The sequence below is a fragment of the Nocardia asiatica NBRC 100129 genome (assembly GCF_000308415.1).
Classification (GTDB): Bacteria; Actinomycetota; Actinomycetes; order Mycobacteriales; family Mycobacteriaceae; genus Nocardia; species Nocardia asiatica.
The window spans coordinates 1-23,849 of record NZ_BAFS01000448.1; the positions used below are offsets into that span (position 1 = coordinate 1).

Annotated in this window: 25 protein-coding genes; 13 read left to right on the forward strand and 12 right to left on the reverse strand. The window is 67.1% G+C overall.

Translation table 11 applies throughout. The features are described from left to right. The first annotated feature begins 1,007 nt into the window (after positions 1–1,007). Genes ON27_RS33795 through ON27_RS33805 form a run of 3 tightly spaced genes read left to right on the forward strand, consistent with a single transcriptional unit; the run spans position 1,008 to position 2,409 of the window. Positions 1,008–1,538 carry an energy transducer TonB gene (locus ON27_RS33795; protein WP_169334560.1) on the forward strand — a complete coding sequence of 177 codons (531 nt, stop codon included), beginning with the start codon at positions 1,008–1,010 and terminating at the stop codon, positions 1,536–1,538. After that, positions 1,535–2,014 (forward strand): hypothetical protein, encoded by a 480-nt coding sequence (locus tag ON27_RS33800; protein WP_043736871.1) that lies wholly within the window; start codon positions 1,535–1,537, stop codon positions 2,012–2,014. The genes ON27_RS33795 and ON27_RS33800 overlap by 4 nt, the downstream gene beginning before the upstream one ends. A gap of 2 nt (positions 2,015–2,016) precedes the next feature. Beyond that, a complete protein-coding gene (locus tag ON27_RS33805; protein ID WP_043736873.1) occupies positions 2,017–2,409 on the forward strand; it encodes a hypothetical protein in 393 nt (130 codons plus the stop codon). On the opposite strand, the gene ON27_RS33810 is transcribed toward ON27_RS33805, so the two are convergent. After that, complete coding sequence (locus ON27_RS33810) at positions 2,406–3,089, reverse strand: MmyB family transcriptional regulator (RefSeq protein WP_051047289.1); 684 nt, start codon at positions 3,087–3,089, stop codon at positions 2,406–2,408. The genes ON27_RS33805 and ON27_RS33810 overlap by 4 nt on opposite strands. A 287-nt stretch (positions 3,090–3,376) precedes the next feature. On the opposite strand from ON27_RS33810, the gene ON27_RS33815 reads away from it, so the two are divergent. The 3 genes from ON27_RS33815 (at position 3,377) to ON27_RS33825 (ending at position 5,737) form a co-directional block, all read left to right on the forward strand. Beyond that, positions 3,377–3,961, forward strand: coding sequence for a hypothetical protein (locus tag ON27_RS33815; RefSeq protein ID WP_157227632.1), 585 nt, complete (start codon positions 3,377–3,379; stop codon positions 3,959–3,961). A gap of 229 nt (positions 3,962–4,190) precedes the next feature. Beyond that, on the forward strand, positions 4,191–4,607 hold the full coding sequence (locus ON27_RS33820) for a hypothetical protein (protein WP_043736877.1): 417 nt from the start codon (positions 4,191–4,193) through the stop codon (positions 4,605–4,607). A 245-nt stretch (positions 4,608–4,852) separates the two neighbouring features. Beyond that, entirely contained in the window at positions 4,853–5,737 is an 885-nt protein-coding gene (locus ON27_RS33825; protein WP_043736880.1) for a hypothetical protein, read from the forward strand. Positions 5,738–5,967: 230 nt separating this feature from the next. On the opposite strand, the gene ON27_RS33830 is transcribed toward ON27_RS33825, so the two are convergent. Further along, positions 5,968–6,708, reverse strand: coding sequence for a hypothetical protein (locus ON27_RS33830; protein ID WP_043736882.1), 741 nt, complete (start codon positions 6,706–6,708; stop codon positions 5,968–5,970). A 133-nt stretch (positions 6,709–6,841) separates the two neighbouring features. Between ON27_RS33830 and ON27_RS33835 the strand changes: the two genes are divergently transcribed. The 3 genes from ON27_RS33835 (at position 6,842) to ON27_RS33845 (ending at position 9,214) form a co-directional block, all read left to right on the forward strand. Beyond that, positions 6,842–7,414, forward strand: coding sequence for a TetR/AcrR family transcriptional regulator (locus ON27_RS33835; RefSeq protein WP_043736904.1), 573 nt, complete (start codon positions 6,842–6,844; stop codon positions 7,412–7,414). A gap of 312 nt (positions 7,415–7,726) precedes the next feature. Continuing rightward, on the forward strand, positions 7,727–8,545 hold the full coding sequence (locus tag ON27_RS33840; protein ID WP_043736885.1) for an SDR family oxidoreductase: 819 nt from the start codon (positions 7,727–7,729) through the stop codon (positions 8,543–8,545). Between the two features lie 12 nt (positions 8,546–8,557). Beyond that, a complete protein-coding gene (locus ON27_RS33845; RefSeq protein ID WP_043736888.1) occupies positions 8,558–9,214 on the forward strand; it encodes a carboxymuconolactone decarboxylase family protein in 657 nt (218 codons plus the stop codon). A gap of 366 nt (positions 9,215–9,580) precedes the next feature. Here ON27_RS33845 and ON27_RS43530 read toward each other — a convergent pair whose 3' ends face one another. The 7 genes from ON27_RS43530 to ON27_RS45470 form a co-directional block, all read right to left on the reverse strand. Beyond that, positions 9,581–9,757, reverse strand: coding sequence for a hypothetical protein (locus tag ON27_RS43530; RefSeq protein ID WP_157227633.1), 177 nt, complete (start codon positions 9,755–9,757; stop codon positions 9,581–9,583). A 75-nt stretch (positions 9,758–9,832) separates the two neighbouring features. Beyond that, positions 9,833–11,341 (reverse strand): serine/threonine-protein kinase, encoded by a 1,509-nt coding sequence (locus ON27_RS33850; RefSeq protein ID WP_051047290.1) that lies wholly within the window; start codon positions 11,339–11,341, stop codon positions 9,833–9,835. Beyond that, positions 11,334–12,563 carry a DUF7373 family lipoprotein gene (locus ON27_RS33855; RefSeq protein WP_157227635.1) on the reverse strand — a complete coding sequence of 410 codons (1,230 nt, stop codon included), beginning with the start codon at positions 12,561–12,563 and terminating at the stop codon, positions 11,334–11,336. Before ON27_RS33855 ends, ON27_RS33850 begins: the two co-directional genes overlap by 8 nt. An 11-nt stretch (positions 12,564–12,574) precedes the next feature. Continuing rightward, on the reverse strand, positions 12,575–13,975 hold the full coding sequence (locus ON27_RS33860) for a serine/threonine-protein kinase (protein WP_051047291.1): 1,401 nt from the start codon (positions 13,973–13,975) through the stop codon (positions 12,575–12,577). Beyond that, on the reverse strand, positions 13,893–15,098 hold the full coding sequence (locus ON27_RS45145; protein WP_051047292.1) for a DUF7373 family lipoprotein: 1,206 nt from the start codon (positions 15,096–15,098) through the stop codon (positions 13,893–13,895). The genes ON27_RS33860 and ON27_RS45145 overlap by 83 nt, the downstream gene beginning before the upstream one ends. Next, complete coding sequence (locus tag ON27_RS45150; RefSeq protein ID WP_281032794.1) at positions 15,095–16,033, reverse strand: serine/threonine-protein kinase; 939 nt, start codon at positions 16,031–16,033, stop codon at positions 15,095–15,097. The genes ON27_RS45145 and ON27_RS45150 overlap by 4 nt, the downstream gene beginning before the upstream one ends. Beyond that, on the reverse strand, positions 15,940–16,569 hold the full coding sequence (locus ON27_RS45470) for a serine/threonine-protein kinase (protein WP_169334561.1): 630 nt from the start codon (positions 16,567–16,569) through the stop codon (positions 15,940–15,942). Before ON27_RS45470 ends, ON27_RS45150 begins: the two co-directional genes overlap by 94 nt. A gap of 300 nt (positions 16,570–16,869) precedes the next feature. Between ON27_RS45470 and ON27_RS42540 the strand changes: the two genes are divergently transcribed. Next, on the forward strand, positions 16,870–17,514 hold the full coding sequence (locus ON27_RS42540; protein ID WP_051047295.1) for an FAD-dependent oxidoreductase: 645 nt from the start codon (positions 16,870–16,872) through the stop codon (positions 17,512–17,514). Between the two features lie 49 nt (positions 17,515–17,563). Here the strand turns inward: ON27_RS42540 and ON27_RS33875 are convergent, their stop codons facing one another. From ON27_RS33875 to ON27_RS33885, 3 genes are all read right to left on the reverse strand, one after another. Next, positions 17,564–18,307 (reverse strand): TetR/AcrR family transcriptional regulator, encoded by a 744-nt coding sequence (locus ON27_RS33875; protein WP_083888012.1) that lies wholly within the window; start codon positions 18,305–18,307, stop codon positions 17,564–17,566. 300 nt (positions 18,308–18,607) lie between these two features. Next, positions 18,608–19,768 carry a DUF3500 domain-containing protein gene (locus ON27_RS33880; RefSeq protein WP_051047296.1) on the reverse strand — a complete coding sequence of 387 codons (1,161 nt, stop codon included), beginning with the start codon at positions 19,766–19,768 and terminating at the stop codon, positions 18,608–18,610. After that, positions 19,755–20,849, reverse strand: coding sequence for a zinc-dependent alcohol dehydrogenase (locus ON27_RS33885; RefSeq protein WP_043736895.1), 1,095 nt, complete (start codon positions 20,847–20,849; stop codon positions 19,755–19,757). Before ON27_RS33885 ends, ON27_RS33880 begins: the two co-directional genes overlap by 14 nt. 231 nt (positions 20,850–21,080) lie before the next feature. On the opposite strand from ON27_RS33885, the gene ON27_RS33890 reads away from it, so the two are divergent. Genes ON27_RS33890 through ON27_RS33900 form a run of 3 tightly spaced genes read left to right on the forward strand, consistent with a single transcriptional unit; the run spans position 21,081 to position 23,788 of the window. Next, positions 21,081–21,866 carry an SDR family oxidoreductase gene (locus ON27_RS33890; protein WP_043736897.1) on the forward strand — a complete coding sequence of 262 codons (786 nt, stop codon included), beginning with the start codon at positions 21,081–21,083 and terminating at the stop codon, positions 21,864–21,866. A 27-nt stretch (positions 21,867–21,893) separates the two neighbouring features. Further along, positions 21,894–22,829, forward strand: a complete 936-nt coding sequence (locus ON27_RS33895) for a dihydrodipicolinate synthase family protein (RefSeq protein WP_043736899.1) — start codon at positions 21,894–21,896, stop codon at positions 22,827–22,829. Positions 22,830–22,879: 50 nt separating this feature from the next. After that, complete coding sequence (locus tag ON27_RS33900) at positions 22,880–23,788, forward strand: LysR family transcriptional regulator (RefSeq protein ID WP_043736900.1); 909 nt, start codon at positions 22,880–22,882, stop codon at positions 23,786–23,788. Positions 23,789–23,849 lie beyond the last annotated feature (61 nt).

The window sequence follows — 23,849 nt, forward strand, 5'->3', positions numbered from 1 at the left end:
GACCCGACGGCTACCTGGCCTGGGTCGGCAGCCACGGCAGCGGACCGGTCACTGCGGGCCTGGTCTGATCAGGCGCCGGAAATGGACATCGTGATCGCGAGCATGAAGTCGCGCTCGCCCTGATATCCACCACCGACTTGGTGTCCTGGTACCGAACCGCCCCTTGCGGGTCACCCAGCGTCGAGATCACCGCGTCCTGGCGGGTGATCGCGCGCTCGGTGGCGACGGAGTCGAGCACATCGCCCTGCGCCCACCCGTAGCGCGTCGTGCCGGGCCCGCGCCGACGCCGCGTTCAGCGTTAACGCGGTGGTCTGGTGACTTCGCGCCAGACCCTCCTCCACGACCACTCGCCGACGGTTCCGGGAGCCCCGAGCATGGTGATCCTCATGATGTATTCCCTGTGCTCGATGACGTCGAAACGCGCTGTATCAGCTGCGATATCAAGTAGATCAGCGGCGGACCCGCACCGGCATGGCCGGTCGTCTCGCCCGCATGCCCGCGTCCAGCAGTGCCCGCGCCGGGTGCATTCCGATGGGTGGTGCATTCCGAGCCCGTGCGGGCGCCGAGTCGTGGATCGAGGCGGTGACAATTGACAAAAGCCGGTCCGGGAGCAAGGGTGATGGCATCCACCGGAGGGTGGCTGAGGTGGGCGGGGGCAATGCATAGTCGGCTTTGTTGTTCTTGTCCGTGATGGATGGAAACGGCGAGGTGTTTCGATGACCGGCGGATTCTTCAACCACTACGACGATCCCGACGAGTTCTGGGACGACGAGCCGATCCGCCCGGCCGCCAGACCGGCCCCACGGCTACCGGATGTCCGCCCGGCCGACCCGATGCCGAACTACCGCGCACCGGCGCCGGCCGAACCCGTCGACGGACTTGCCCCGTCGTACCCCGCGAGTACACATCCGCCGGTTGCCGCGCAGCCGCCGGAGCACCGGTCCTCGGCCACCGCGCCGCCGGGTCTGGACGCGGCGGCCGAGGCCGAAAACTCCGGACTCGGCCAGTTGCACAATCTGATCGAGGAGTTCTCCAGACTGCACGCCTACACTGCCGAGATCTCGAACATCATGCAGGAGGCTTTCGATGCCGGTCCATCGGATGCGCGAGGCCGCGACGAAACCGGAACAGTCGATGTCTCGCTGACCAGAAATGGTGAGCTGACACGAATCACCGTGGCGGAGAGCTGGCGCGCCCAGTTGCACCCGGGCCAGTTGGGGGCGGCGGTGGTGAGTGCCGTGCGGAATGCCGACCACAGAATGCTGGAATTCACGAGTATCACGGCGGATCGGATCGGCACGATAGACAAACTCGAGGCCCTCAACATCAATGCGGTTACTCCGACCCGGTTCCCGGCGGTCGAATCCGCCGGCGATGCACCGTCGCTCGGGCTGGAGCGGATCCTCGAGCCGGCGCATGATGTGATGGATCAAGGTCAGGATGCCGATGCCGACCGATTCACCGGTTCGGCCGGTGAGGAAGACCAACTCTGCGGAGCGAGGACTGGGCGGACGTCAGGGACAGTGTCAACGGTGTGAAACAGGCGCTGGATCCCAACAATGTGGAAGCCCTGCGCCGGTGGGAGGGTGCGGCTCGCACCTCGTACATGCAAACCTGCACGAGTCAGAGTGGTGCAGCGGGCACGTTCTCGGATATCGCCGAGAAGGCGCGGAGCGCCATGATCGATGCGTCGGTCGGAGGCGTCGCGTTCTATGCCGCGATTCTTACGGCCTGTGCCAATTTTCTGGTCGGTCTGGCCCGCGCCATCGGTGAATTGCTCAGCGGTGTCGGGGCGGGGATCAGTATCGCCGATGTCGCCGCGACATCCGGGATGACGATGGCGACCGCCGTTGCCGCGTGTACCGCCCTGGTGACCTTTCTCGGCGCGCAGGCCAAAGCCATGGGCGACATCGACAGATCCTTCCCCGACGGCAAATGGCCGGACTCCCAGGCGACAAGCTTCAACGACGCATCGGTCGAAGGTGACGGCAAGTCCAGCTGGAAGATCGCATAGACATGGCCGATGTCGACCCGTCGCGGGTGCGCGCGCGGGAACGGCGCGTCCGGATATTCGGACTCGCCATGCAGGCCGTACTTCCCGCGGTGATCGGGTGCGGACTCCTGTTCACCGCCGTAGCGGACTGGGCCGGTCTCGGCGTCGTCCAGCGCGCGGCAATCGGCTACGCGCTGGTCGTGCAGGTGGTGGCGATCGCGGTGAGCTGGCGTACACCGCCCGTCGGCGCATCACTGGTCGTCGTTCGCACGCTCTTCTACTCGGCCTACGTGGCGTTGGCGGGAAGTGCGGCTCTGCTGGCCAGAGAAGACGAGTGGGAGATACTGACCGTACCGATCTTCGTATTGTTGATCGCCGCACTGCATACCGTCTACGAGCGCTGCACGCAGCGTTAAAGCATTCGGCACACGATCGGACGGTGACGGCTGAGCGCGGTGCTCAGCGAGGGACGAGTAGAGGGTCTGGGTGCCGATCCGCGCCATAATCGCCCGCTGAGGCAGGTGAGGTCGAGCATGCCAACGGTGGGGTGGAGGATCCGCTTGCGCTCGTCTCTGCGCACTTCCACGTCCTGGTCGGCCCAGAGTGCCTGGAACTCCGGCGACTGGTGCAGCAGCTCGTCCACCAGTTCGGTCGCCTCGGCGTCGCCTGGGCTGCGTCGCCCGACTGCCGCGCGCAGGTCGGCAACGAACGAGCGTGACTGCGGGGCGCCGTCTTCCTGCGGGTAGATCTGCCGCGAGGCCGGGTCGGTGAACCATCGGTAGCGGAAGCTCGCCGCGCGGCCGTGGTGCGCGGACAGGTCGCCGAGCATCGCGATGGCGAGCGGGTTCTGTACCAGAACGGTGTGCAGGTCAGTGCTCACCATCGCCGGGGTCCCGTCGATTCGTGTCAGCAGGTCGAGCATCGCCGGGTGGACGTGTGACGCCGTCCCGCCCTGGTGCGGGATCGGGCGGTTCGCCAACCGGTACAGATGGTCGCGTTCGTCGCGACTGAGGCGCAGGGCGCGGGCGGGCGCGGCGAGCATCTGGTCGGAGGGCTGCGAGCCGGCACCACGCTCGAGCTCGGTGTAGTACTCCACCGAGGCGCCGGCCAGAACGGCGACCTCGTGGTCACATCGAGGGTGCCGTCCGGTTCGACGACCTCAACACGGTGACGATCCGTCCGATCGGCCAACCCGTCTGACTCCAGGCGGGCAGCGTGCTCACTGGTGCACCATCCTCGTGTCGATGATGTTCGATACGTCAGTGATCGCAGCGGTCAGGTAGGCGTCGACGGCGCGATCACGACCGGTCCAGGAGTGCAGGGGCGACGTGTGGCCGCAGCGCCTGGTGGTCGACTCTGGGCGCAAGTCGGCGGGGAGAAATCGTGTTGGATCTGGCTGGAAGGATGGAGGTTGTGGGAGCACAGCCGAAGGACTACTCGTCTTTGAGCACTACCGCGATTTCGTCCGGAGAGATTATTCGAGGTCGACCTCAGATGTTCTTCGGTTGCCGCCGTGAGGATCCCGGGCTGGCCGGCGCCGTTGTCAATGCAGTGGTGCGGGATACGCTGTGGGAGCCGGATCGGCAGACCCCGCGGATTGAGGTGGTCGTTGAGGTGGTCATCGAGTCGGACCACCGGTTCACTATCACTGACAACTTTGTCAACGAGATGGACAAGCTCGACTCGAATGGGTTGCCATTGAGCCGATGGTCACTCGGCGCGCTGCTTGCGGTCAGCGCTCGGGCCTGGATCGAGATTCGAACCGCCGATCGGCACTGGCTGCAGGTGTTCGAGGGGACGACGCCCATCGAGTCACCGCGCGAGCGGGAGCCGATCGGAGACCCTGGCACCCGCATCACGTACGAACTCGACCGCGACTACTTTCCTGCGACGACAGTGCTACCCGCTGCTCAAGATCTGTTGGACCCACGAGACGACCGGGTCATCGTCACGGATCTCCGAGGATAAGCGGCCCGCCCCTCTGGGTTCGGCTGTAACCAATGGGCAGCCGTTGTCATCGACGGTGCCTCCAGTACCTGCAATCCCGACGATCGTGATGATCACTCTGTGCGCGGCGCCCACGTCGTAGACCCAGTTGCGGCCCGAGCGCAGGACCTGATCGGCGAAGCCGCTGCCCGGATACAGCAACCAGCGCCACACCGCCGCACTGAGAGCGCGGGGAAAGGAACGATTGGTCATGACGGTCGAGAACGGCCTCGAGGACAACCCATCACCCAGCCGGTGGAGGTCCACGATCGATATCCTCGCCGCCAGCCTCGCCACTCACCTCGGTGAGCGGGTGACCGTAGTCGACGCGAGCGAGACCGAGGACGGGTTCTCCTGTCTCGTCCGAGGTCCTGAGCCGTCCGGTCCGTCCCTCCAGGTGGCGTGGGAGGGAGTACTCGGCATGCAGTACATCGACGGACAGCCGGACATCAGCGTGTCGGTGTTCCTGTACAGCCGAGGCCGCCGCCTGCGGCTCGACGACCAGCCTGGCAGCTACCTGGAGATCGTTTATGCGGGCCCCCTCGACGGCACGGGGGCCTGGCGCGACCTGGGCTGGCTCCAGGACGACTTCGGCGAGTTCGAGACACGCGACCATTACGGCGACTGACCGGCCACCGCTACGGGAGTGATCGCGGCAAGATGCGGATGACCGATAGCGTGGCAGAAATGATGGGGAGATCACCGCCAGCATGCCGGCATACTCCTCGGCATGTCGTGCACGAGTTCCGAGCGATGCCTTTGGTGTCACCGACTCGAGCGGACGCGGTCGATCCTCGAAGGCTACACCAGCCCCGACGGGACTGACGCCAGAGACAGAGCTGCCCGACAGGCGTGTTTCACTAGGCTGACCGGGTGGAGTTCACAACGGATTTCGAACGTGGCGGGTGGCTGCTGGCGCGCGTCGGCGAACACGGGGTCGGCGGCGTCGCCGGTACCGGCTTCGAGGCTTATGCGCGCATCCTGCACCCGGTCGAGGCGACCCGCCGCGACGTCACGGTCACCGACGAGTGGGGCAATCCCGCGATCGTGGAGGAGGCGATGTGGCCATGGGCCGAGATCGCCGCGCGCAACGGCAGAGTAATGCATCCGCTGGTGCAGTGGCGCAACCTCACCGATGGTGAGGACGAAGCGGCGATGTCGTTCGACGACGGCTGGGAAGTCGGCCAGAGCGTCGAGGGGTGGTTCGACCCATGCCTGCTGGCCGCGCTCACTGTCCACCTTCGTGCAGCCACCGAGGCACCGGAAGAGGTGACGGCCGGAGTTTGGAATGGATTCGGCGAGCTGAACACATCCTCGGGTGCGGTGATCATCGCGTCCACCGACGGCGATCCACAAAACCTCGAGCGCGAGCGAAATCGAATCGACGCCGAGCTGGCCGCCTCTGTCGCGCCGCAGGTCAGACGGGCGGCCCAGGCCGGGCCTTTCCTGCCTTGGCCGGGACGCGACTTCATGCTGTTCGACACCAGTCTCTCCGAACTCGCCGACCCCGACTGGGTGCATACGGCGGGCCTGGGATGGACAGCCGACTTCCCCGGAGTGACGCCCCAACTGCTCTGGCCCGCCGACCACGCATGGGTCGTGGCAAGCGAGATCGACTTCGACTCCACGATCGTCGCCGGCTCACGGGCTCTGGTCCACGCGGTCCTGGCCGACAACCGTTTCGAGGCTTTCGAGATCACCGAGAAATCGGATCTCAGCTGGGATGGCGACACAATCAATCCCGCGCCGAAAGACTGAGATGTCGGCGAGAGTTCGAGCAGGGCGTGCAACCAAGGTCCACGGCGGTCGCACGAACAGGGCGGCAGTACTGATGGAGTCGGCGGCCCCGCGCTTGGAGACGGCTCGGTAGTCCGCGCGAGGAGCAGTGACCGGACGGCGACCGATGATTGCACCCACGCCGACACCCGCGGTCCACTTGCCGCGCACACGACCTCCGCGCGCCCAGCAGGCCCGAACGTGTCGCGGGATTACCGGAGACGTCGGTAGATGATCGGCTGCGCGGCAACGTCGTTGGCGGCGAAGTTGGCCAGGACGAAGGAGCGGAAGGTCGGCCGGAACAACAGGCTGGGCAGGAAGGTGCGCAGGTTCGGCCAGCTGGCGTGGTTGATGAGGCTGTAGTCGGCGGGTTCCCCCGGCAGTGGTTGCATCAGCGCAGAGTCGGGCAGCGCCGTCTTCCGCTGAAACCAGCCGGCCGTGTATTCCCAGACATCGAACACGGTCTGCCTGTCCTGGCAGAAGAAGTAGTTGAACAGGAACCAGCTGTGCTGGTTGTGATCGACGTCGGCGATTCTGGCCGGGTTGCTCGCGGCGGTGAGGTGCACATGCCGGGCACCGTTTTCCAGCAGCGCCGACAGTTCGAGGTATGCCGGGTCGGTGCGCACCACCTCGATGTCATCGACGCTCGCGGTGCGGATCAGGACGACGACTTCGTAGCGGGCGGGCCGTACACCAGCTCGGCGCAGCAGCCGCGCGCCTTCGCCGGGCGGACGCAGCGCCGCGCGGAACGCCGTCGCCTCGATCACGTCATCGCGGGCCGCCAGCCGTCGGCAGACCGGCTGGATCTGCCCGAGTATCCGGCGACGTGATCGCGCGGGCAGCGGGAACGGCCCGGCCCAGCCACCGATTTCCGCGGCCAGCAGCAGGAACCCGTTGCCGGTCGGCGTGCTGAGGCGAGCCTTGACTGCCAGGTTGTCGTTGACGATTTCCATGATGAGTTCCTCTGTCGTGCAGGGTGATCGAGTGTCGGTGATGGCCTTGCCCCATTAAGGTCAACGCTTGTTGACTTCAACATTAGGACGCGCCGCCAGTGTTGTCAACATATGTTGGCCTACACTTGTGGGCATGAGGAGAAGTTCCGGCGAGACGAAGGCTGTCATCCTGGCCGCGGCCCGTGAGCGCTTCGCGGCCGACGGATACGACCGCGCCACCATCAGGGCAATCGCCTCGGACGCCGCCATTGATCCGGCGATGGTGATGCGATACTTCGGCAACAAGGAGCGACTGTTCGCGGCGTCGGTCGAATTCGATCTGGAACTGCCGGATTTGACGCAGATTCCGCGCGAGCAGGTCGGCGCCGCACTGGTCGCTCATTTTCTGGAGCGCTGGGAACGCGACGAAGCACTGCTCATCCTGCTGCGCGCCGGGGTGACCAATGATGCCGTCGCGGAACGGATGCGCTCGATCTTCGCCACCCAGCTGGGGCCGCTGATCGCTCGCCTGAACGACGACCCCCGTGACGGACCGGTCCGGGCCGGGCTGGCGGCATCCCAAATCCTGGGCATGGCACTGTGCCGTTTCGCGCTGGCCTTCCCGCCTCTTGCCGCGATGACGCGACAAGAGGTCGTCGCCTGGCTGGGGCCGACAGTCCAGCGGTATCTCACCGGCACCCCCGACGCCGACGCGACCCCATGGTGATCCAGCCGCGTGGCGGCCGTCGTGCGGCCCGTCCGTACGTCACTCATGCGTGTATCGATCGGAATCCCTAGCGCACCGGTCGCAAGCCCCGCGCTTGCTCGGTCGCACGATCAACCCGCCACGAGCGACCACCGCGGCAGCCAACCGCGGCGGTCCGTCTCCGCGCCAGCCCGTCTGCGCAGTGGTCGGCAACGGGTCCCAATAGATCCCGGATGGCCATCGAACCTCAGTCAACGCATGTAGGCCAACGAGTGTTGACGTCGCGCTGGTGTCTGGTCAACAATTGTTGGCATCAGACGAAGGGAGCAAGTGATGTCGAAGACCGTGTTGGTGACCGGCGCCTCGACCGGAATCGGCCGGGCCACCGCCCTGCTGCTCGCCCGTGAGGGCTTCACCGTCTATGCCGGGGTGCGCAAGGAGGCCGACGGCGAGGCGCTCGGCGCCTCGATCACTCCGATCACGCTGGATGTCACCGACGCCGGCCAGATCGCCGAGGCTGCCGAGCGCATCGACCGGCTCGATGCCCTGATCAACAATGCGGGTGTCGGTGTCACCGGACCGCTGGAGTTCATTTCCCTGGACGCGCTGCGCTGGCAGTACGAGGTCAACGTGTTCGGGCAGGTGGCAGTCACACAGGCCATGCTGCCCAAGTTGCGTGCCTCGCGCGGGCGCGTGGTCACCGTCGGCTCGGTGGGCAGCTGGATCACTCTGCCCTTCGGTGGCCCGCTGTGCTCCTCCAAGCACGCCATCCGCTCGCTCAACGACGCCTTGCGCATGGAGGTCAAACCGTACGGTGTGGCCGCGGTCCTCATCGAACCCGGCTCCATCCACACCGCCGCAGTCGACAAACTGCAGGACGAGGTCGAACCGCGCCTGGCCGCAATCGGTGCGGAGGGCAGGCGGTTGTACGGCGACGCCTACCGGGCGATGACCACCGCCGGGCTGAAGGAAGAGCGCACTGGTTCCAGTCCGGATGTCGTCGCCCATGCCATCCTGCGCGCCCTGACGGCTCGCAAGCCACATTCTCGCTACCCAGCCGGCAAGAAGTCTCGCCTGATGAGCACCCTCGGCCGGATCCTGCCCCAGTACACGCTCGACGCCCTGCGCCTGCGCGCGCTCGGTCTCTCCTGAACGGAGCCAGCCATGAACCAGCTCGCCGGAGCGGACGCCCTGACCTCGCTCGATCCCGTCTTCGCCCAACTTGCCGTCGGTGCGGGCCACAACCTCTGGCACCTGACTCACTTGACCCTGCGCGAGAAGGCCTTCGTCTGCCTGACCGCCGACCTGTGCCACCCCCATCTGGATCTACCCCTGGCCATGCATGTTCAGATGGCCTCGGCCAACGGTGTCGAACCCGAGGCCATCCGGGAGCTCTTCCGCCATCTGGCTCCCTACGTGGGCTATCCCATCCTGGTTACCGCCTTTCAGCGCCTGACCGAACTCGGCCTGCCCGAGGCGCAGGACACCGACCCGGTCACATCGGTTCCGTTGAGTGGCGCCTTGGCGCGCGCGGTCCGCGAACTGGAGAAGGTGGACCCGGGGCTGGCGGCCTTCACCGGGGACCAGTTCGCCCAGCGCTGGGCCCGCCCGTATCTCGATGTCCGGGAGCGGGCGCTCGCCTGCCTGGTCGTGGACATCTTCTACCAGACGCTGGGCGATTCCCTGCGTCTGCACGCCGAGGTGGCCAGGGCGGGCGGCGCCACCGAGGAGACCTTCCGGGATCTGATCCGCGGCGTCGCCGAGTTCGGGCTCGCCCGAGCCTGGGCCGCCGCCGAGGCGTTACTCCCTCGAGAGGTTTGAGGACTCAGGTCGAGGGCGGGAGATGCCACATGCCCGTGGCGGTGAAACGTGTCAGTGCTACGAGCGGTTTCGTCACCTCCCAGCCATTCCAGCTGGCCGCTGACAGACGAGTCTCCGAATGCGAACAGCGCGACCAGCCCCTGCGGATCGGAATGCGGAACAGGCCCGGTAAGGCGGAGGCTCAGTGCATGCCGCCCTACCGGTGTCTGCCGTATCCGACACGTCGATGACATGGCGGGCCACATCGCGTCCCCCGCGGTCGCTGCGGCGGATCACCCGTTGCGCGCGGATCGCCTCGCACAACCTCTGCACATCCGCGCTCGCCCAGGCGCCGTGCGCCCCGTCCGGGCTGGGCGAGGATCTTGCTCAATACGCCCCGTAACGGTCGCTGGTGGACCCTTCCGGCATGGATGCCAGCACCTGCGGGATGTACTCCGCGAAAGTCGGCACCGTACGGGCGGATCCGGCCCCAGCCGATGGATCGGCCAGGGTGAGCCCGGCCGCGACGCCGCGGCGGTCAAGGCGATGGCCGAACAAGCCCACGAATACCAGAGGACGCGTCGGGGAACACCGATCAGCTCGGCCGAGCGAAGCGGGCGCGCCCTCGGCATGCTCGCCTCACAAGGGTGCGTTGCGCCACCACCGCTCGTAGAGGTCGCGGCCCGAGGTGCCGCCGGACACGCCCATTCTGCAGTTCGCTCGCGCGGCGTCATCGAATCGGAGCAGCAACTCTCCGGTGCGCCCCGCCACGCCGGTGGTGTCGTTCCAGGTGACGTGCCCCTGGCCGGTGGGCCGCTGCCAGCTCTCCGCACCGACGAAGGTCGCACCCTGAGATGGCTCGAAGTCCTGCGCGGGTGTATCGATCCCGCACCGCACCATCAGTCGGTAGACAGGGTCTCTGTTTCCGTTGCATGCCAACGCATTGGTCGCATGCCACGTTTGGCTCACGTCGATCGGTCGCTGGTCGCCATCCACAGCGATGCATCGAAGGCCCTGGAAACCACTGGAGCTCTGCGTTTTCGGAAGCAGGTGAGGGAACGCCGCAATCACGCGCTCGTGTGCGGCCCATGAGTTCGTGTCGACCGGACCCATCGTGGACAGCACGCCGGAAGCATCCGCCGGACCCGGCGCGGAATGTTCGGGCGAAACACGGTTCAGCACGACGACACTCGTGATCGCCAAGGCAGCCACGGCCAGCAGGACACCGATCCCGGTACCGATTCTCCTGCGCCCAGCCGACCGGGGCACCATCGACGACACCGGGTCCGGGGAGACGCCGAAAGCCGTCGCCGCCGCTTCGGCGAGTGCACCGCAGCTTTGATAGCGCCGCTGCGGGTCTTTGGCCAGCGCGCGGGCGATTACGTCATCGATCCGCGTGGGCAGTTCCGGGACGGCCGCGGTCGGTCTCGGCGGCGGATCCTGCAGGTGCGCCGCGATCACCGCATCGGTCGTCGCACGCGGGAACGGCTTCGCTCCGGTCAATAGTTCGTAGAGGGTGCAGCCCAGCGCGTAGACGTCGGCACGGTGATCGACCGCCGATCCGGTCAGCTGCTCCGGCGCCGCGTAGGCGAGGGTCGCCAGGATCGATCCCGCCTGGGTCAGTGACGTCATCCCAGCGGCGGCCTTGGCGATACCGAAGTCGGTGATAGCGACCCGGTCGGGTTGTCCTGGAACCGGTTCGATCAAGATATTGGCCGGCTTGACGTCGCGGTGCAGCATGCCTGCCCGATGCGCGTGATCCAGGCCGCGTGCGGCGGCGGTGATGACGTGCAGGACACGGTGCGGCGGCGCCGCTTCACGGCGGCGGATCAGTGTGGTGGCATCGGAGCCGTCCATGAATCGCATCGCGATCCACAGCCGCCCGTGCTCCACGCCGCGGTCGTAGACGCCGATGATGTTCGGATGGTCCAGCCGGGCGGCGAGTTCGGCTTCGCGGACGAAGCGGGCACGGAACTCGGGGTCCGTACTGTATTCCGCCGACAATACTTTCAGCGCGTCCCGGCGCGGCAACCGAGGGTGCGCCGCCACGTAGACGGTGCCCATTCCGCCGCTGCCGAGCACCCGCTCGATCCGGTATCCCGCGAAGATCGTGCCCGGCAGAAGTCTCGCGGGCAGGCTGCTATTCACTGCGCACCAGCATGGCGTATTGGGCGGAAATCCGCTGATGCGCGTCGGTCGGATGCCGGCCGACGAGGGTCGCCGAGTACCGGCCGTACAGGACCCGGCAGCGGACCTGGGCAGGCCACTGCGGCTGCTGGTTCATGCCATTGCAGTAGACGTCCGGGACACCGGCCGGTGGGGCGATGCGCGTCGCGGAATCGGCCCGCATCTCCTCGGTGAACACCCGCCGCGCCGTGACCGCGTCCGGGAATCGCTCGAGCAGGTTGTGACCGTTCATCGCGACGAGTTCGACCGATTCCTTGAATTCGAAGTGCTTCATCAGCCGGGCAGCGCGCGGGCCGAGGACCACACCGCTGATTCGGAGATAGGACGACCAGCCCGCATTGGCGTCGAAGTCCGAGGCGATCACCGTGGGATACGGCCAGTGTCCAGCGCCGTAGGGCATCAGTCGCGACAGCATGCCCTCCCGGTCCAGGGGCAGGCGGCTGAACTGGTTCGGCGCGGTCGGCTGGAAGTCACGCAATCTGGGTAGCTGGAGGTCGAATGCCCTGCGCACCAGCCCGGACAGCACCGCTTGATCCGGTGCGGTGTGCCCGGCCAGCACGCTCACGACGAACGACTCGTGCGCGATGGTCGCGGCCATGGTCGGCACCGCAGGGCGCCAGTACACGAAGGCCGACGGGTACTCCGCGATCCGCACCGGCACATTGTCCGGGCTGATCGCGGCATCGGTGGCGTTCATCTGCCGGGCTGCCAACTGCGCCGCCATGGCGTCGGGGAAGCGCAACAGGATCACCGTCAGCAGCCGTCCCGCGCCGATCTCCGGCGCTTTGGCGCCGAAGTCGACGTCGCTGCCGCTGACCGCGAATCCGGCCAGCATGTTGTGCGATTCGAGCACGTCACGGACCCGCTCGGCCAGAATACCGGCGGCCTTGCGCGGGGTCGGCAACGGCGCCGTCCGGTGTACGACACCCTTGGTCAACGCCGGATCGACCTCGACGGGATCGAGTACGGCCTCGGCCATCCGCATCGATTCCAGCACCCGCCCGTATTTGTCGGTTCCGGTCCGCGGCGGCGGCAGCGGATCGACGCTGTTCGATCCGATGTCGAGCGTCGACAGGTCCAGGCGTTGTGGGGTCGGCTCGCCGGGGCGCACACACCCGCACAGCACTGTCAGGGCCGCGGCCAGAACGGCGACGACTCGTATTCCTTCAGCACGTGAATACATCGGCACCCTCGTCATAGCGGAGCATCCGGCCACCACCGCTCCCGCAGCGCGGAGCCCGAGAGGGCGCCGCCTACGCGCAGGCGGCAGAAGTTGCGATCCGGACGATCGAACATCACGTCGAGCCTGCCGACCGTCACGCCGTCGTTCGTGGTCACGGTTCCCCACCGCACCCTCCCGGAGGCGGAGCCACGAGACCACAGCTCCTCCCCTTCCAGTTGCGCGATCGGTGGCCACGCCGGAATCGGTGTGCGATCCGAATTGCAGATCACCACGACCGCTTCGGCGGGCTCCCGGTCGCCGAGGCAGAACACGCCACCGGTGGGCACCTGCTGATCGAAGGAGATCAAGTTGTTGTTCTGATCGGAGTGCATGCAGGTATGGAGATCCTGATAGCCGACGGCGGCCGGTGCGACCGGAAGCAGATTCGGGAAAGTCTCTGCGGCGAGCGCGGCCGCGCCCCAGGCAGCCGAATTGGTGGCGACCCGGGTCGGAGAACTCGCCGACGACCCTGCGGAACCGTCCCGACCGAAGCCGACGGCCAGCGAAACACCGATCAGCACCAGCACGATCGCCGCGATCGCCGCACCGGCCGAAGCGCCGCGGCGACGCATCGATCCGGTCATGGCTCCGGCGGCCGCCTCTGCGGAGCACGCGGCCTGCGCCGCCGCCGCCAACGCACCACAACTCTGATAGCGGTCGGCCGGATTCTTGGCCAGCGCCGTGGCGATGACCTTGTCCAATCCGGTCGGCACCCGCGCGTTCTCGCGGGACGGGCGGGGCGGCTCCTCGTTCAGATGCGCGTACATGACCGCCGCCGGACTGCTGCGCGGATACGGCACCGAACCGGTGAGCAGCTGATACAGCGTGCAGCCGAGCGAGTACACATCGGCACGGTGATCGACCGTGCCGGCGCTGATCAGCTCGGGCGCCGCGTACGCCAGCGTGGCGGTGAACCCCCCGCCCTCGGAGAGCGTTCCCTCCGCACCGGCGATGCGCGCGATGCCGAAGTCGGTGACCAGCACCCGATCCAGCGCCCCCGGTTCCTCGGCGAGCAGCAGATTCGCGGGCTTCACGTCACGATGTTGCAGGCCGACCCGGTGAATCTCATCCAGTCCCTGCGCGGCCTCTGCCAGGATCCGGAGCGCGCGCTCGACCGGGATCGCGGCGTCACGCCGGATCAGATCGGCGACGTCGCCGCCGTCGACGTACTGCATCGCGATCCACAACCGGCCATCGTGTTCACCACGGTCCCGCACTGCCACCACATTCGGATGCTGCAGACGCACCGCTGCTTCGGCCTCACGCAGGAATCGTGCCCGGAACTCCGCGTCACTCGCGTGCTGGTCGGAAAGGATCTTCAGCGCGTCGTAACGCGGCAGCCGTGGGTGCCGCGCCAGATACACCTCGCCCATACCACCCGCGCCGAGCCTGCGTTCGATCCGATATCCGGCGAAATCCGTTCCGTCCGCGACGTTCACCGGCGCTGCCCTCTTTCTCCTCCACGATCAGAACGGCGCATCGGGCCACCAACGGTCGGGCGAAATGCCGCTGAGCGGCGGCCACGTCGGCGAAGCGGATCAGCAGGTCGAAGCGGTTGAGGCCGAGGAGTTCGACCGGCTCCTGGGTAGAACCGAGGAAGCGCTCGGCGCCGCGAGGTCCATAGACGATGCCACGGGCTTGGATCAAGCTGCCCCATCCCGCGTGCTCCGCCGAGTCGCCGAGGATCACCACCGGGAACGGCCATCGCCCCGGCGCTTCCGGCACCATTCGCCCCAGTATGCCGTCGCGATCCAAAGGCAGTTCCGCGAACCTGTCGGGTGGCGTGGGCACGAAGTCGCGCAACAGCGGTACCTGGACGTCGAAGGCCTTGCCCGCCAGTGTGGTCAGCGCGGCCAGGTCGGTAGAGGTATGCCCGGCGAGCACACTGACGACGAACACATCCCGCGCCATCGTGGCCGCGATCGTCGGCACCGCTGGACGCCAATGACCGCGCGCCGAGGGGTGTTCGGGGATCGTGACGGCGACGTTGTCCGGGCTCAGCGCGGCATCGACGGCATCGACGGCATCGATGTCTTGGGCGGCCCGCTGCGCCGCCGCGGCATCCGGGAAACGCAGCACCATCACCTGGAGCAGGCGGCCGCCGCCGATCGCTACCTGCGACGGGGTGTCGGTGGCGCCGACACTGAAGCCGGCAAGCATGCCGTGCCGTTCGAGTACCGCGCGGACCGGATCGGCCAGTAGCGCGGAGGCTTTCGCCGCGGTGGGCAGCGGGACCGCTCTGCTCCTGCGGAGCGGAATCCGCAACGCCTGATCCACGTCGGTCGGATCCAGCATGATCTCCGCCATGCGCACCGACTCGAGCACCCGGCCGTGGTATTCGCTGCCGTGCTCGGGCGCGAGCAGCGGTTTCCGACTGTAGGGACCGACGTCGAGGCTACCCGGGTCCGGTCGGGGTACGGGCTTTCCCGCTACCGTGCACCCCGAGCCGACCGCCAGAGCCACACCCAGCGCCAGGGCCATGCGCGCGAGTTTCACAACGGGGCCTCCGTCCACCAGCGGGCCCGCAGTTCGGCCCCGGTCGGAGACCCGGTGACGACTATGTAGCAGAAGTTGCGGCGCGGGTCGTCGAAGTACAGCCGAGGGTGCCCCACCACCTTGCCGTCCAATCCGAGATACGTGCCCCAATGCAGATTTCCGGTGCCCGATGGACGGCTCCAGGACTCGTCGCCCTCGGCTCGATCGATGGTGACCGGCGGGGCGATGGGCGCGCGGTCGGCGTTGCACACCACCTCCAGCGTGCGCACCGGCTCGTGGTTGCCCTGGCAGATGATCCGGCCGACCGGTACGAAGACATCGATCGCGACGTTGCCGAGCCGCTCATCGACCGGTTGGCAGCCGAAGACTTCCTGGTACCCGGTGCCGAACTGGGAGGCGGGCAGCAATTCGGGGAAGGTCTGCGCGACATAGGTATACGCGCCCCAGGACACAACGTCCACGCTGGTCTGCGGGCCGACGGCGATCGCGCTCGACGCGTGCTCGGGCGATCCGTCACGACCGAGTCCGACCAGCACCGACGTCGTCACCGCGACCAGCGCCACGGCCAGCGCGGCAGCGGCGATCAGTCTGCGTCGCCGGGTGGTCGGGCGGAACGGAGGGGCAGCCGCGAACCGGACCGTCTTCTGCGCAGCGGCCTCCGCCGCAGCTGCCAGCGCACCACAACTCGCGAACCGATCGGCCGGGTTCTTGGCGAGCGCGGTGGCGATCACCTCGTCGAATCCCGATGGCCGCCCGCGATTCTCGAGGGTGGGCGGTGGATCGTGCAGGTGTGCGTACATCACCGCAGCGGGGGTGTCGCGGGCGAACGGCACCGACCCTGTCAACAGCTCGTAGAGCACGCAGCCCAGCGCGTAGATGTCGGCACGGTGATCGACCTGCCCGCCGCTGATCTGCTCGGGAGCCGCGTAGGCCAGCGTCGCGCTGAGCCCGCCGCCGGGCGATGTCGTCGGTTCGTCCGCGGCCGGGCGATGCCGAAATCGGTGACCAGCACCCGGTCCGGGCGTCCGTCCTGTTCGGCGACGAGAATATTGGCCGGCTTGACATCTCGATGCAGCAGTCCTTTGCGGTGCAGCGCGTCCAGCCCCTTGGTGACTTCGGCGATGATCCGGACCGCCCGGTCGAGCGGAAGCGCGTCGGATCCGCGCCGGATCAACTGAGCCAGATCGACACCGTCGACATACTGCATCGCGATCCACAAGCGGCCGCCGTGCTGGCCCCGGTCACGCACCGCGACCAGGTTGGGATGGCGCACGCGCGCCGCGATGGAGGCCTCGCGCAGAAATCGCGCGCGGAACACCGGATCGCCGGTGTGTCCGTCGGACAGGATCTTCAGCGCGTCCTTGCGAGGTAAGCGTGGATGCTGGGCGAGGAATACCGTGCCCATGCCGCCGATCCCGATGCGTCGCTCTATACGATACCCGGCGAAATCCATGCCCTCAGTGACAGTCAACGCACTGCCTTCCCAACCGAACGCGCCGGGACCCTTCCGGCGCTCGTCGGCGGCCGTCCGCGAGACGGGGCGGTGCGGCGCAGCCGACCGGGCGACTATAACAATCGGCCCGCACAAGGCGGCGATGAGTGTTCGCCACCCTGGGACGAGGAGACTTTCCAGCACGGCGTTGCCGGGGTGCGAGGCGGTCTGTAGGTACAGCAGGATGGGCCCTTCGAGCGTCGCGTGCAGTTGGCCCGCGAGCGCGTCGCTGGCCGAACGGCCGAGTTCTGTCCGTAGTTCCGTGAGGAGGACGCGGATGTGATCACGCGGTCGCGGCCGACGGCGATCACCACATCCGGCGCTTCGTTGTGGCGCAACATGGACTTCCGGCTCACCGACGCCGAGTTCGCCCGGGTGGCCGCGCCCACGCTCGTGCTGTGGGGCGGCGCCGACATCTGGCTGGCTGCCTCTCAGGCCGACCGCCTGGCAGCGCGCATCCCGGATGCCACGGCCACCGTCACTGTCACCGGAATAGCGCAGGAGCCGGATTCGGTCGCCGCGACCCTTTCGAAGGGCGGGCCGCTTCATGCGCGCTACCTACCGGCGGCGGACGGCACGCACAGCGTGGCGCGGGAACGGTCGGGAATCGGATTCACCGGCGGCACTACGCCGAAATCGTTCACCCTCGCCGACGTCCGCCTCAGCGGCGGAGTACCCACTGACGAGGTCATCCTGTTCTTCTCACCGGCCGGGCCGGTGGTGGTCGCGCCGCTGCCCGTCGACAGATTTCGGATCGTGGCGACCGTGGACGAGGCACCGCACGACCCGGATATCACGTTCGTGCAGGGATTGCTCGACGAACGCGGCCCGCAGTCCCACCCGGTCTTGGTCGAGGAAGTGGTGTGGGGTCCCGTTTCCGCGTCCACCACCGGAGGCTCGACTTCTCCGCAGGGCACGGTATAGCGTCGGCGCGGACTGTTGTCGAGTGCGCCGAATCGCTACGCCGAACGAATCAGGCGGAGCCCATCGACCCGGTCTCCGCCGTGTTGAGTGATGCGAGGCCTGCGACGAGGTGCCGAAGTCCGAAGTGGAACTCGCTTTCCAGGGTCTGCGCGGGTAGGCAGTCGGCGACGGCGATGGTGGCGGGGAACTGCGCCGGGTCGAGTTGGCGATAGAGGGCGACGAGGGCGGTCGGGTCGATGTTCGCTTCGGTGTCGTGGCCTTGGAGTTGTGCGGCGAAGCCGACGACGTAGCGGGCCACGGTGGCGTACACCATGGCGGCGGATCGCGGGGAGAATCCGTTGGCCAGCAGCATAGCCAGCACTTGTTCGCGCAGGCGAAGGGCGTTGGGTCCGGTGGGTACTTGTTCGATGAGCAGGGGAGCGACGCCGCGGTGGCGGTGCAGGGCTGCGAAGATGGCTTCGGCCGCGGCGATGCAGGCGCGTTGCCAGTCGCCGTCGTTGGCGTCGTCATCGATGTCGACCTCGCCCAGGACGCAGTCGATGACGTGGCCGATGAGTTCGGCGCGGTTGGCCACAGCCCGGTAGATCACCGCGGTACCGGTTTCGAGGCGCTGGGCCAGAGTTCGCATCGACAGCGCGTCGGCGCCTTCCTCATCGACCAGGCGCAGCGCGGTGGTCACGATCCGGTCGAAAGGAACCCGGGGGCGGCCGGGGGAGCGGCGGCCGGTCTTCTCGGTGGCGTCGGAATCGGCGGTGGGCACGGTCGCATTCTCCCCGATCGGCGGGCTGGACATCCGATCAGCATATAACGGTCACGACGTCGCTCTTTTGGTCTACCCATGTCGCAAGGATTCGGCAACATTTACTCCAGGGGAACGCGGGCGGATACGGACGCGCCGAATGCTCGGTCCGCTCGATAACGCCCCGATGACTTGCGCCACCGAGGCAGGTCGAGTTCTCCGACTTTTCATCGCCACCGATTCGCATGGCGTGGACGGTGCCGCTCAGTACTCGAAGATGACTCCCTGGCGATGCCGATCGGGTGATTCTGGCCAACGCAGGCTGCCGTTGCCGCCCGCATTCCAGCAGCGTTTTCAATCCGCGCTGCGCCGGCGGTGCTCGGCCAGGGCGTCGAGCCCGAAATCCGACCGCGGATTGCGCCAGACCGAGTGGGCGTGGTTGGCCTTGCGCTGGGTGTTGTCGTATTCGATGAGCAGCTCGGGGCCCTGGATTCGGTAGTAGTGCGGTTCCCCGGCCTCGAGGCTGCCTGCCCATCCGAAGTGGACCTCGTCGAGTACGTCGTCGGCTGCATAGTGCGCGGCGTGGACTGCGGCGAGTGCGCTCGGCGCGCGACCGGTGTACAGGCTGATCAGCTGGCGTAGTAGGTGCCGGTGTTCTGGGTCGAGATCGCGTGCGGCCAGCCCCTTGGGCGGAAAGGAAATCGCCATGGCCGCATGGTCGGCCGCGGTGTATCCGCTGCCGCTTTCGGCGCGCATGTCGATATCGTCGACCAGCTTTCGCAGCGCCGGATCGGTGAACCTGCCGCGCCAGAGATCCTGCATGTGCATCATCGCGTCGCCGTGGGCGATGGTCGGCCGGTTGCCGGAGACAATGTCGGATATGGCGCTGGTGTGCAGTAATGCCGTGTGATAGCGGTCGGAGTCCAGCGACCTGGCCAGCTGCCGCGCCGCCTCTTCCGGCCCGCCCAGCGGCCGTAGTGTTGCGCCGAGCAACGCGGCGCTGGCTGGATCGGCTCCGATGAAGCAGGGTGTCGTCGAGACGACGCGCCCGCCGATGATTAGGTTGTTCAGCGAGATGTGGTGGCCCCCGAAGCGCCATGCCCAGACCGCGTCGCCCGGTCGGCCGAACAACCTCAGCCAGTACAGGCCGGGATCTCGGCCCCGTTGCCGTCCCCAGCGGACTTGCCATCCTTCGACCTGATCGAGGACGTTCTCCAAACCCATCACGGTGGCGACGGTCGCGTATCCGGCCTCGGACAGTCCCGATGCGACCAGCCGCATCGCCAAGCCCTGCTGACGTGCGGTCTGGTCGCGCAGCGCGAGTCCACCGTGGTCGGTCGGGGTGTAGAACCAACGGAGCCGCTCGGCCTCCGCGTCGGCAGCCAGAGGCGAGTCGAACTGCGCTCGGCTCAGTTGATCCGAGGCGAGCGATTCCAGCCATGCTGCCGCGCAGGCAGCCATGTCGGTGGCGACCAGCTCACGGACCGGAGCAAGCGTGGACTCATCCGGTGACATCGAGCATGACCTTGATCGCGTTGTCTCGCCGTTCGGCGTAAGTATCGAATGCTTCGGCGATGTTCTCGAGTGGGAAATGATGGGTGACCAGAGGTCTGGTGTGCAGTCGTCCACGCGATGCCAGCGACAGGGCCCTGGCTACCGAGTTCGCGCCTTCGCCGCGGATGGTGTCGATCGAGATCCCGTTCATGACAGCGTGATTGAGGTCAGCCGTCACCGGTTGTTCGAAGAAGCCCGCCAAAACGATTCTGCCGCCGCGCTTGACCATGTGGATCGCGTCGTCGACGGCGCTGGGAGCTCCGGAGCACTCCACGACGATGTCGGGGCCGAGTCCGCCGGTGATCTCTCGAATCGCGGCGACGGCGTCCTCCTCGCGGGAGTTGAGTAGATGGTCGGCCCCGAATTGCTTCCCGATCTCCAGCCGGTTGTTGCGTGTGCCCACGAGCATTACCGGCTCGGCTCCGAGTTCGCGGGCGACCTGGACGGCCATCAATCCGATAGGGCCGGGACCGATCACTGCGACGCGGGCGCCGACCAGTAGCGAGTCGAGCACGTCGAACGCGTGCATCACGGTGCCTGCGGTGGTCAGCACGACGGCCGAGTCGAAGTCGATGTGATCAGGAAGCCGGTACAGCGTGGAGACGTGGTTGACCACATACTCGGCGAAGCCGCCGCTGACCGTCATCCCCTGTGTTCGATGACCTTTGGCCTGGTTGCCGTAGTTCAGACAGTCCGTGTAGGAGCCTGACAGGCAGTTGACGCATCGCATGCAGCCCCGATGCGCCTCGGTGACGACACGATCGCCGACGGCGAACTCGTCGACGGCGCTGCCGACCGCGACCACGACACCCGCGTACTCGTGGCCGGGAATGAAGGTGTCCGGCGCCGGGCCGGCTCCGTGGAAGAAGCGACGGCTGCGGACCTTGAGGTCGGTGCCGCACAGTGACGCCCGGTGAACTCGTACAAGAACGTCGTCCGGGCCTGGGCGGGGCACCGGCATGGTTTTGGTCTTGATAATTCCCGGCTCGCCTATCACTGCGGCCAGCATTGTTTCCGGAAAGGACACCACTTTGCCTTTCATTGTCCTTTTATGGTCCACCATGAGGCTATGTGAGCGATTTCTTTGCTGTCCAACGACGCGAAGCCGGCCCTAGCTGGAAAGCCTCCGTCGACCATGCGCTGTACTGCAGGTATAAGTCTGTCCTATAGGGTGCAGCGAATATTCGTATTGGGTGCACTCGTCGGCGCGGTGTTACGGTGCGAAATATCTGGAAAATGCCGGGATTATCGGCGTTCGGTCGAGGAGTAGACTTTGGATCTCGAGATCACCGGTCGAACCGCACTGGTTCTGGGCGCGGGCGGCGGCCTGGGTGGCGCCATCGCGGAGAAATTGGCGGCCGAGGGCGCCGAGGTGGCCGTCGCCGATATCCATCGCCGAGCCGCCGAATCCCGCTGCGACACGATCGTCGCGGCCGGCGGCCGAGCCATACCGGTGGCGTGGGATATCGCCGACCTCGACGCCATCGAGGGCAACGTCGCTGCGATCGAGCGAACCCTCGGCCCGGTCGACATCCTGGTCAACAACACCGGCGGGCCGCCGCCCTCGCCGGTCCTGGGCCGGCCTTCTGCGGTGTGGCTCGATCATTTCCGTTCCATGGTGCTTTCGGTGATCGCCATCAGCGACGAACTCGTCCCGGGTATGCGCGCGCGCGGATGGGGCCGCGTCATCACCAGCACCAGCTCGGGAGTGGTCGCTCCGATTCCCGGTCTCGGGCTGTCGAACAGTCTTCGCGCCACGTTGCTCGGCTGGTCCAAGACGCTGGCGCGGGAAGTCGCCGCGGACGGCGTCACATGCAACATCGTCGTGCCAGGTCGGATCGGAACCCGTCGCGTCGAGCATCTCGACCGGATCAAAGCCGAAGCCGAAGGCCGAACCGTCGAACAGGTCAGGGCCGACAGCGTCGCCACCATCCCCATCGGCCGCTACGGCGACCCGGACGAATACGCGGCGACGGTGGCTTTCCTGGCCAGCGTTCCGGCGTCGTACATCACCGGCACGGTGGTGCGCGTCGACGGTGGTCTCATCACCAGCCTCTGATACTCACAGCGACGAAGGATCCCAGCCATGGCCGTGCTCACCCGAGAGGCGAAGGGCGTCTTCGCCATCGCCCCCACCCCCTTCGACGAGCAGGGAGCGGTGGACTTCGACTCGCTGCACCGGTTGGTCGATTTCTACGAAGCGGTCGGCGTCACCGGGATCACCTTGCTCGGCCAGATGGGCGAGGCGCCGAAACTGTCGCATGACGAGGCGACCCGAATTGTGCGGCACGTGCTGCGCAAGACCCGGCTTCCGGTCGTCGTGGGAGTTTCCGCGCCCGGCTACGCGGCGATGCGCGCACTCACCGGTGAGGTCATGTCGGCGGGAGCAGCGGGCGTCATGGTCGCACCGCCGAACACCTTGCGCACCGACGACCAGATCGTCGGCTACTACGAGGGCGTCGCGGCCGTGCTCGGCGACTCGGTTCCCCTCGTCGTGCAGGACTACCCCCTGTCGTTCTCGGTTGTCATGAGCGCCCCGGTCATCGCGCGCATCTCCCGCGCCGTACCCAGCTGCGTCATGCTCAAGCACGAAGACTGGCCCGGACTGGAGAAGATCAGCGCACTGCGGCAGCTGGAAGCCGAGGGCGACATGCCACGACTGTCGATCCTGTGCGGCAACGGGGGACTCTTCCTGGATTTCGAGACCGCTCGGGGCGCTGACGGCGCCATGACCGGATACTGCTTCCCCGAGATGCTGGTCGATGTGGTCGGTCATACCGCGGCGGGCCGTTGTGAGGAAAGCCATGACATCTTCGACGCGCATCTGCCGTTGCTGCGATACGAACAGCAGCCGGGTGTGGGCCTGGCGGTGCGCAAATACGTCATGCAACGGCGCGGCCTGCTCGCGTCCGACAACCAGCGCGCGCCCCGCAGCGTGCTCTCGAGCCGAGCGCGGTCGGAAGTCGACCATCTGCTCGCCCGGCTCGCTCGCCGAGACAGCCGAGCGAATCGGGTCGCGTGACTCGCTCGCTGCATGTCTGCGGCCGGCAAGGACGGCGGTAACTTCGTCTGATGCGACTGCGCCAGCTGGAGTACTTTCTCGCCGTCTGGGAAAGCGGATCGTTCAGTGCCGCCGCGGCACGCCTGTATGTCTCGCAGCCGTCGCTGTCGCAGCAGATGCGTTCGCTGGAGAAAGAACTCGGCGCGCAACTGCTCGAACGCGGCCGCCATGGCCTGGCCCTCACGCCCGCGGGACGGGTCTTCCTGCCCCACGCCGAGCGGGTACTGCGGGCTGTCGGAGAAGCCGCGGACGCAGTGCACCAAGTGGTCGAGGGGCGAAGCGGCGACGTGCACGTGCTGACCGTCCGGTCGATCGCCTCCGGCATCCTGCCCCCGAGCGCCGTCCGGTGGCACTCCCTGTTCCCGACGGCCGTCCTGCGGGTGCACGACTTCTCGCACCGTCGTGCGCTCGAGGAGGCGGTTCGCGGCGGACAGGGCGACATAGCGGTCGGACCGCGGCCCGAACTGTGGGAGGGACCCGTCGTGTCACTCGGTTACGAGGAGATGGTGCTGGTCGGCCCCGCGGGGCGAGAAACGGGTTCCGCGGTGGTAGAACGCGATGAACTGACCGCAGCCGACTGGATCCTCTACGAGCCCGAGCAAGGCATGAGCGAGATAGTGGACCGCACGGCCACCGCCCTCGGATTCACTCCACGCGCTGTCGCGCGTACCGGACAGGTGGCCGCCGCGCTGCTGTTCGCCATGGAGGGCTTGGGAGTAGCCCTGGTGCCCAACAACGCCGTACCCGGCGGCTGGATACGGCACGCCAGAACGATCGGCCCCGGGGTCTACCGCGAGATCGTCGCCTACAGCCGCAGCACGCCGACGCAGCTGGCGCAGCGGTACAGAGACTTGCTCACCTCCCTGGAACTGCCCCTCACCTCGGCGACGGAGCTTCCAGCAGGGGCTCTGCGCTGCTGAGCGTTGCTCGCCACGATCAACCGGGTGCTTATCGCTCCTCCGGGGCATCCCCGCGATTCGG

Excerpts from the sequence above, each read along its gene's own strand:
- ON27_RS33840 (WP_043736885.1), top strand. The coding sequence starts at position 7,727 with ATGTCGAAGACCGTGTTGGTGACCGGCGCCTCGACCGGAATCGGCCGG.
- ON27_RS33885 (WP_043736895.1), bottom strand. The coding sequence starts at position 20,849 with ATGAAAGGCAAAGTGGTGTCCTTTCCGGAAACAATGCTGGCCGCAGTG.
- ON27_RS33855 (WP_157227635.1), bottom strand. The coding sequence starts at position 12,563 with ATGTATTCACGTGCTGAAGGAATACGAGTCGTCGCCGTTCTGGCCGCG.
- ON27_RS33880 (WP_051047296.1), bottom strand. The coding sequence starts at position 19,768 with ATGTCACCGGATGAGTCCACGCTTGCTCCGGTCCGTGAGCTGGTCGCC.
- ON27_RS33875 (WP_083888012.1), bottom strand. The coding sequence starts at position 18,307 with ATGTCCAGCCCGCCGATCGGGGAGAATGCGACCGTGCCCACCGCCGAT.
- ON27_RS33895 (WP_043736899.1), top strand. The coding sequence starts at position 21,894 with ATGGCCGTGCTCACCCGAGAGGCGAAGGGCGTCTTCGCCATCGCCCCC.
- ON27_RS33805 (WP_043736873.1), top strand. The coding sequence starts at position 2,017 with ATGGCCGATGTCGACCCGTCGCGGGTGCGCGCGCGGGAACGGCGCGTC.
- ON27_RS33900 (WP_043736900.1), top strand. The coding sequence starts at position 22,880 with ATGCGACTGCGCCAGCTGGAGTACTTTCTCGCCGTCTGGGAAAGCGGA.
- ON27_RS33860 (WP_051047291.1), bottom strand. The coding sequence starts at position 13,975 with ATGGGCGAGGTGTATCTGGCGCGGCACCCACGGCTGCCGCGTTACGAC.
- ON27_RS33820 (WP_043736877.1), top strand. The coding sequence starts at position 4,191 with ATGACGGTCGAGAACGGCCTCGAGGACAACCCATCACCCAGCCGGTGG.
- ON27_RS33830 (WP_043736882.1), bottom strand. The coding sequence starts at position 6,708 with ATGGAAATCGTCAACGACAACCTGGCAGTCAAGGCTCGCCTCAGCACG.
- ON27_RS33835 (WP_043736904.1), top strand. The coding sequence starts at position 6,842 with ATGAGGAGAAGTTCCGGCGAGACGAAGGCTGTCATCCTGGCCGCGGCC.
- ON27_RS33845 (WP_043736888.1), top strand. The coding sequence starts at position 8,558 with ATGAACCAGCTCGCCGGAGCGGACGCCCTGACCTCGCTCGATCCCGTC.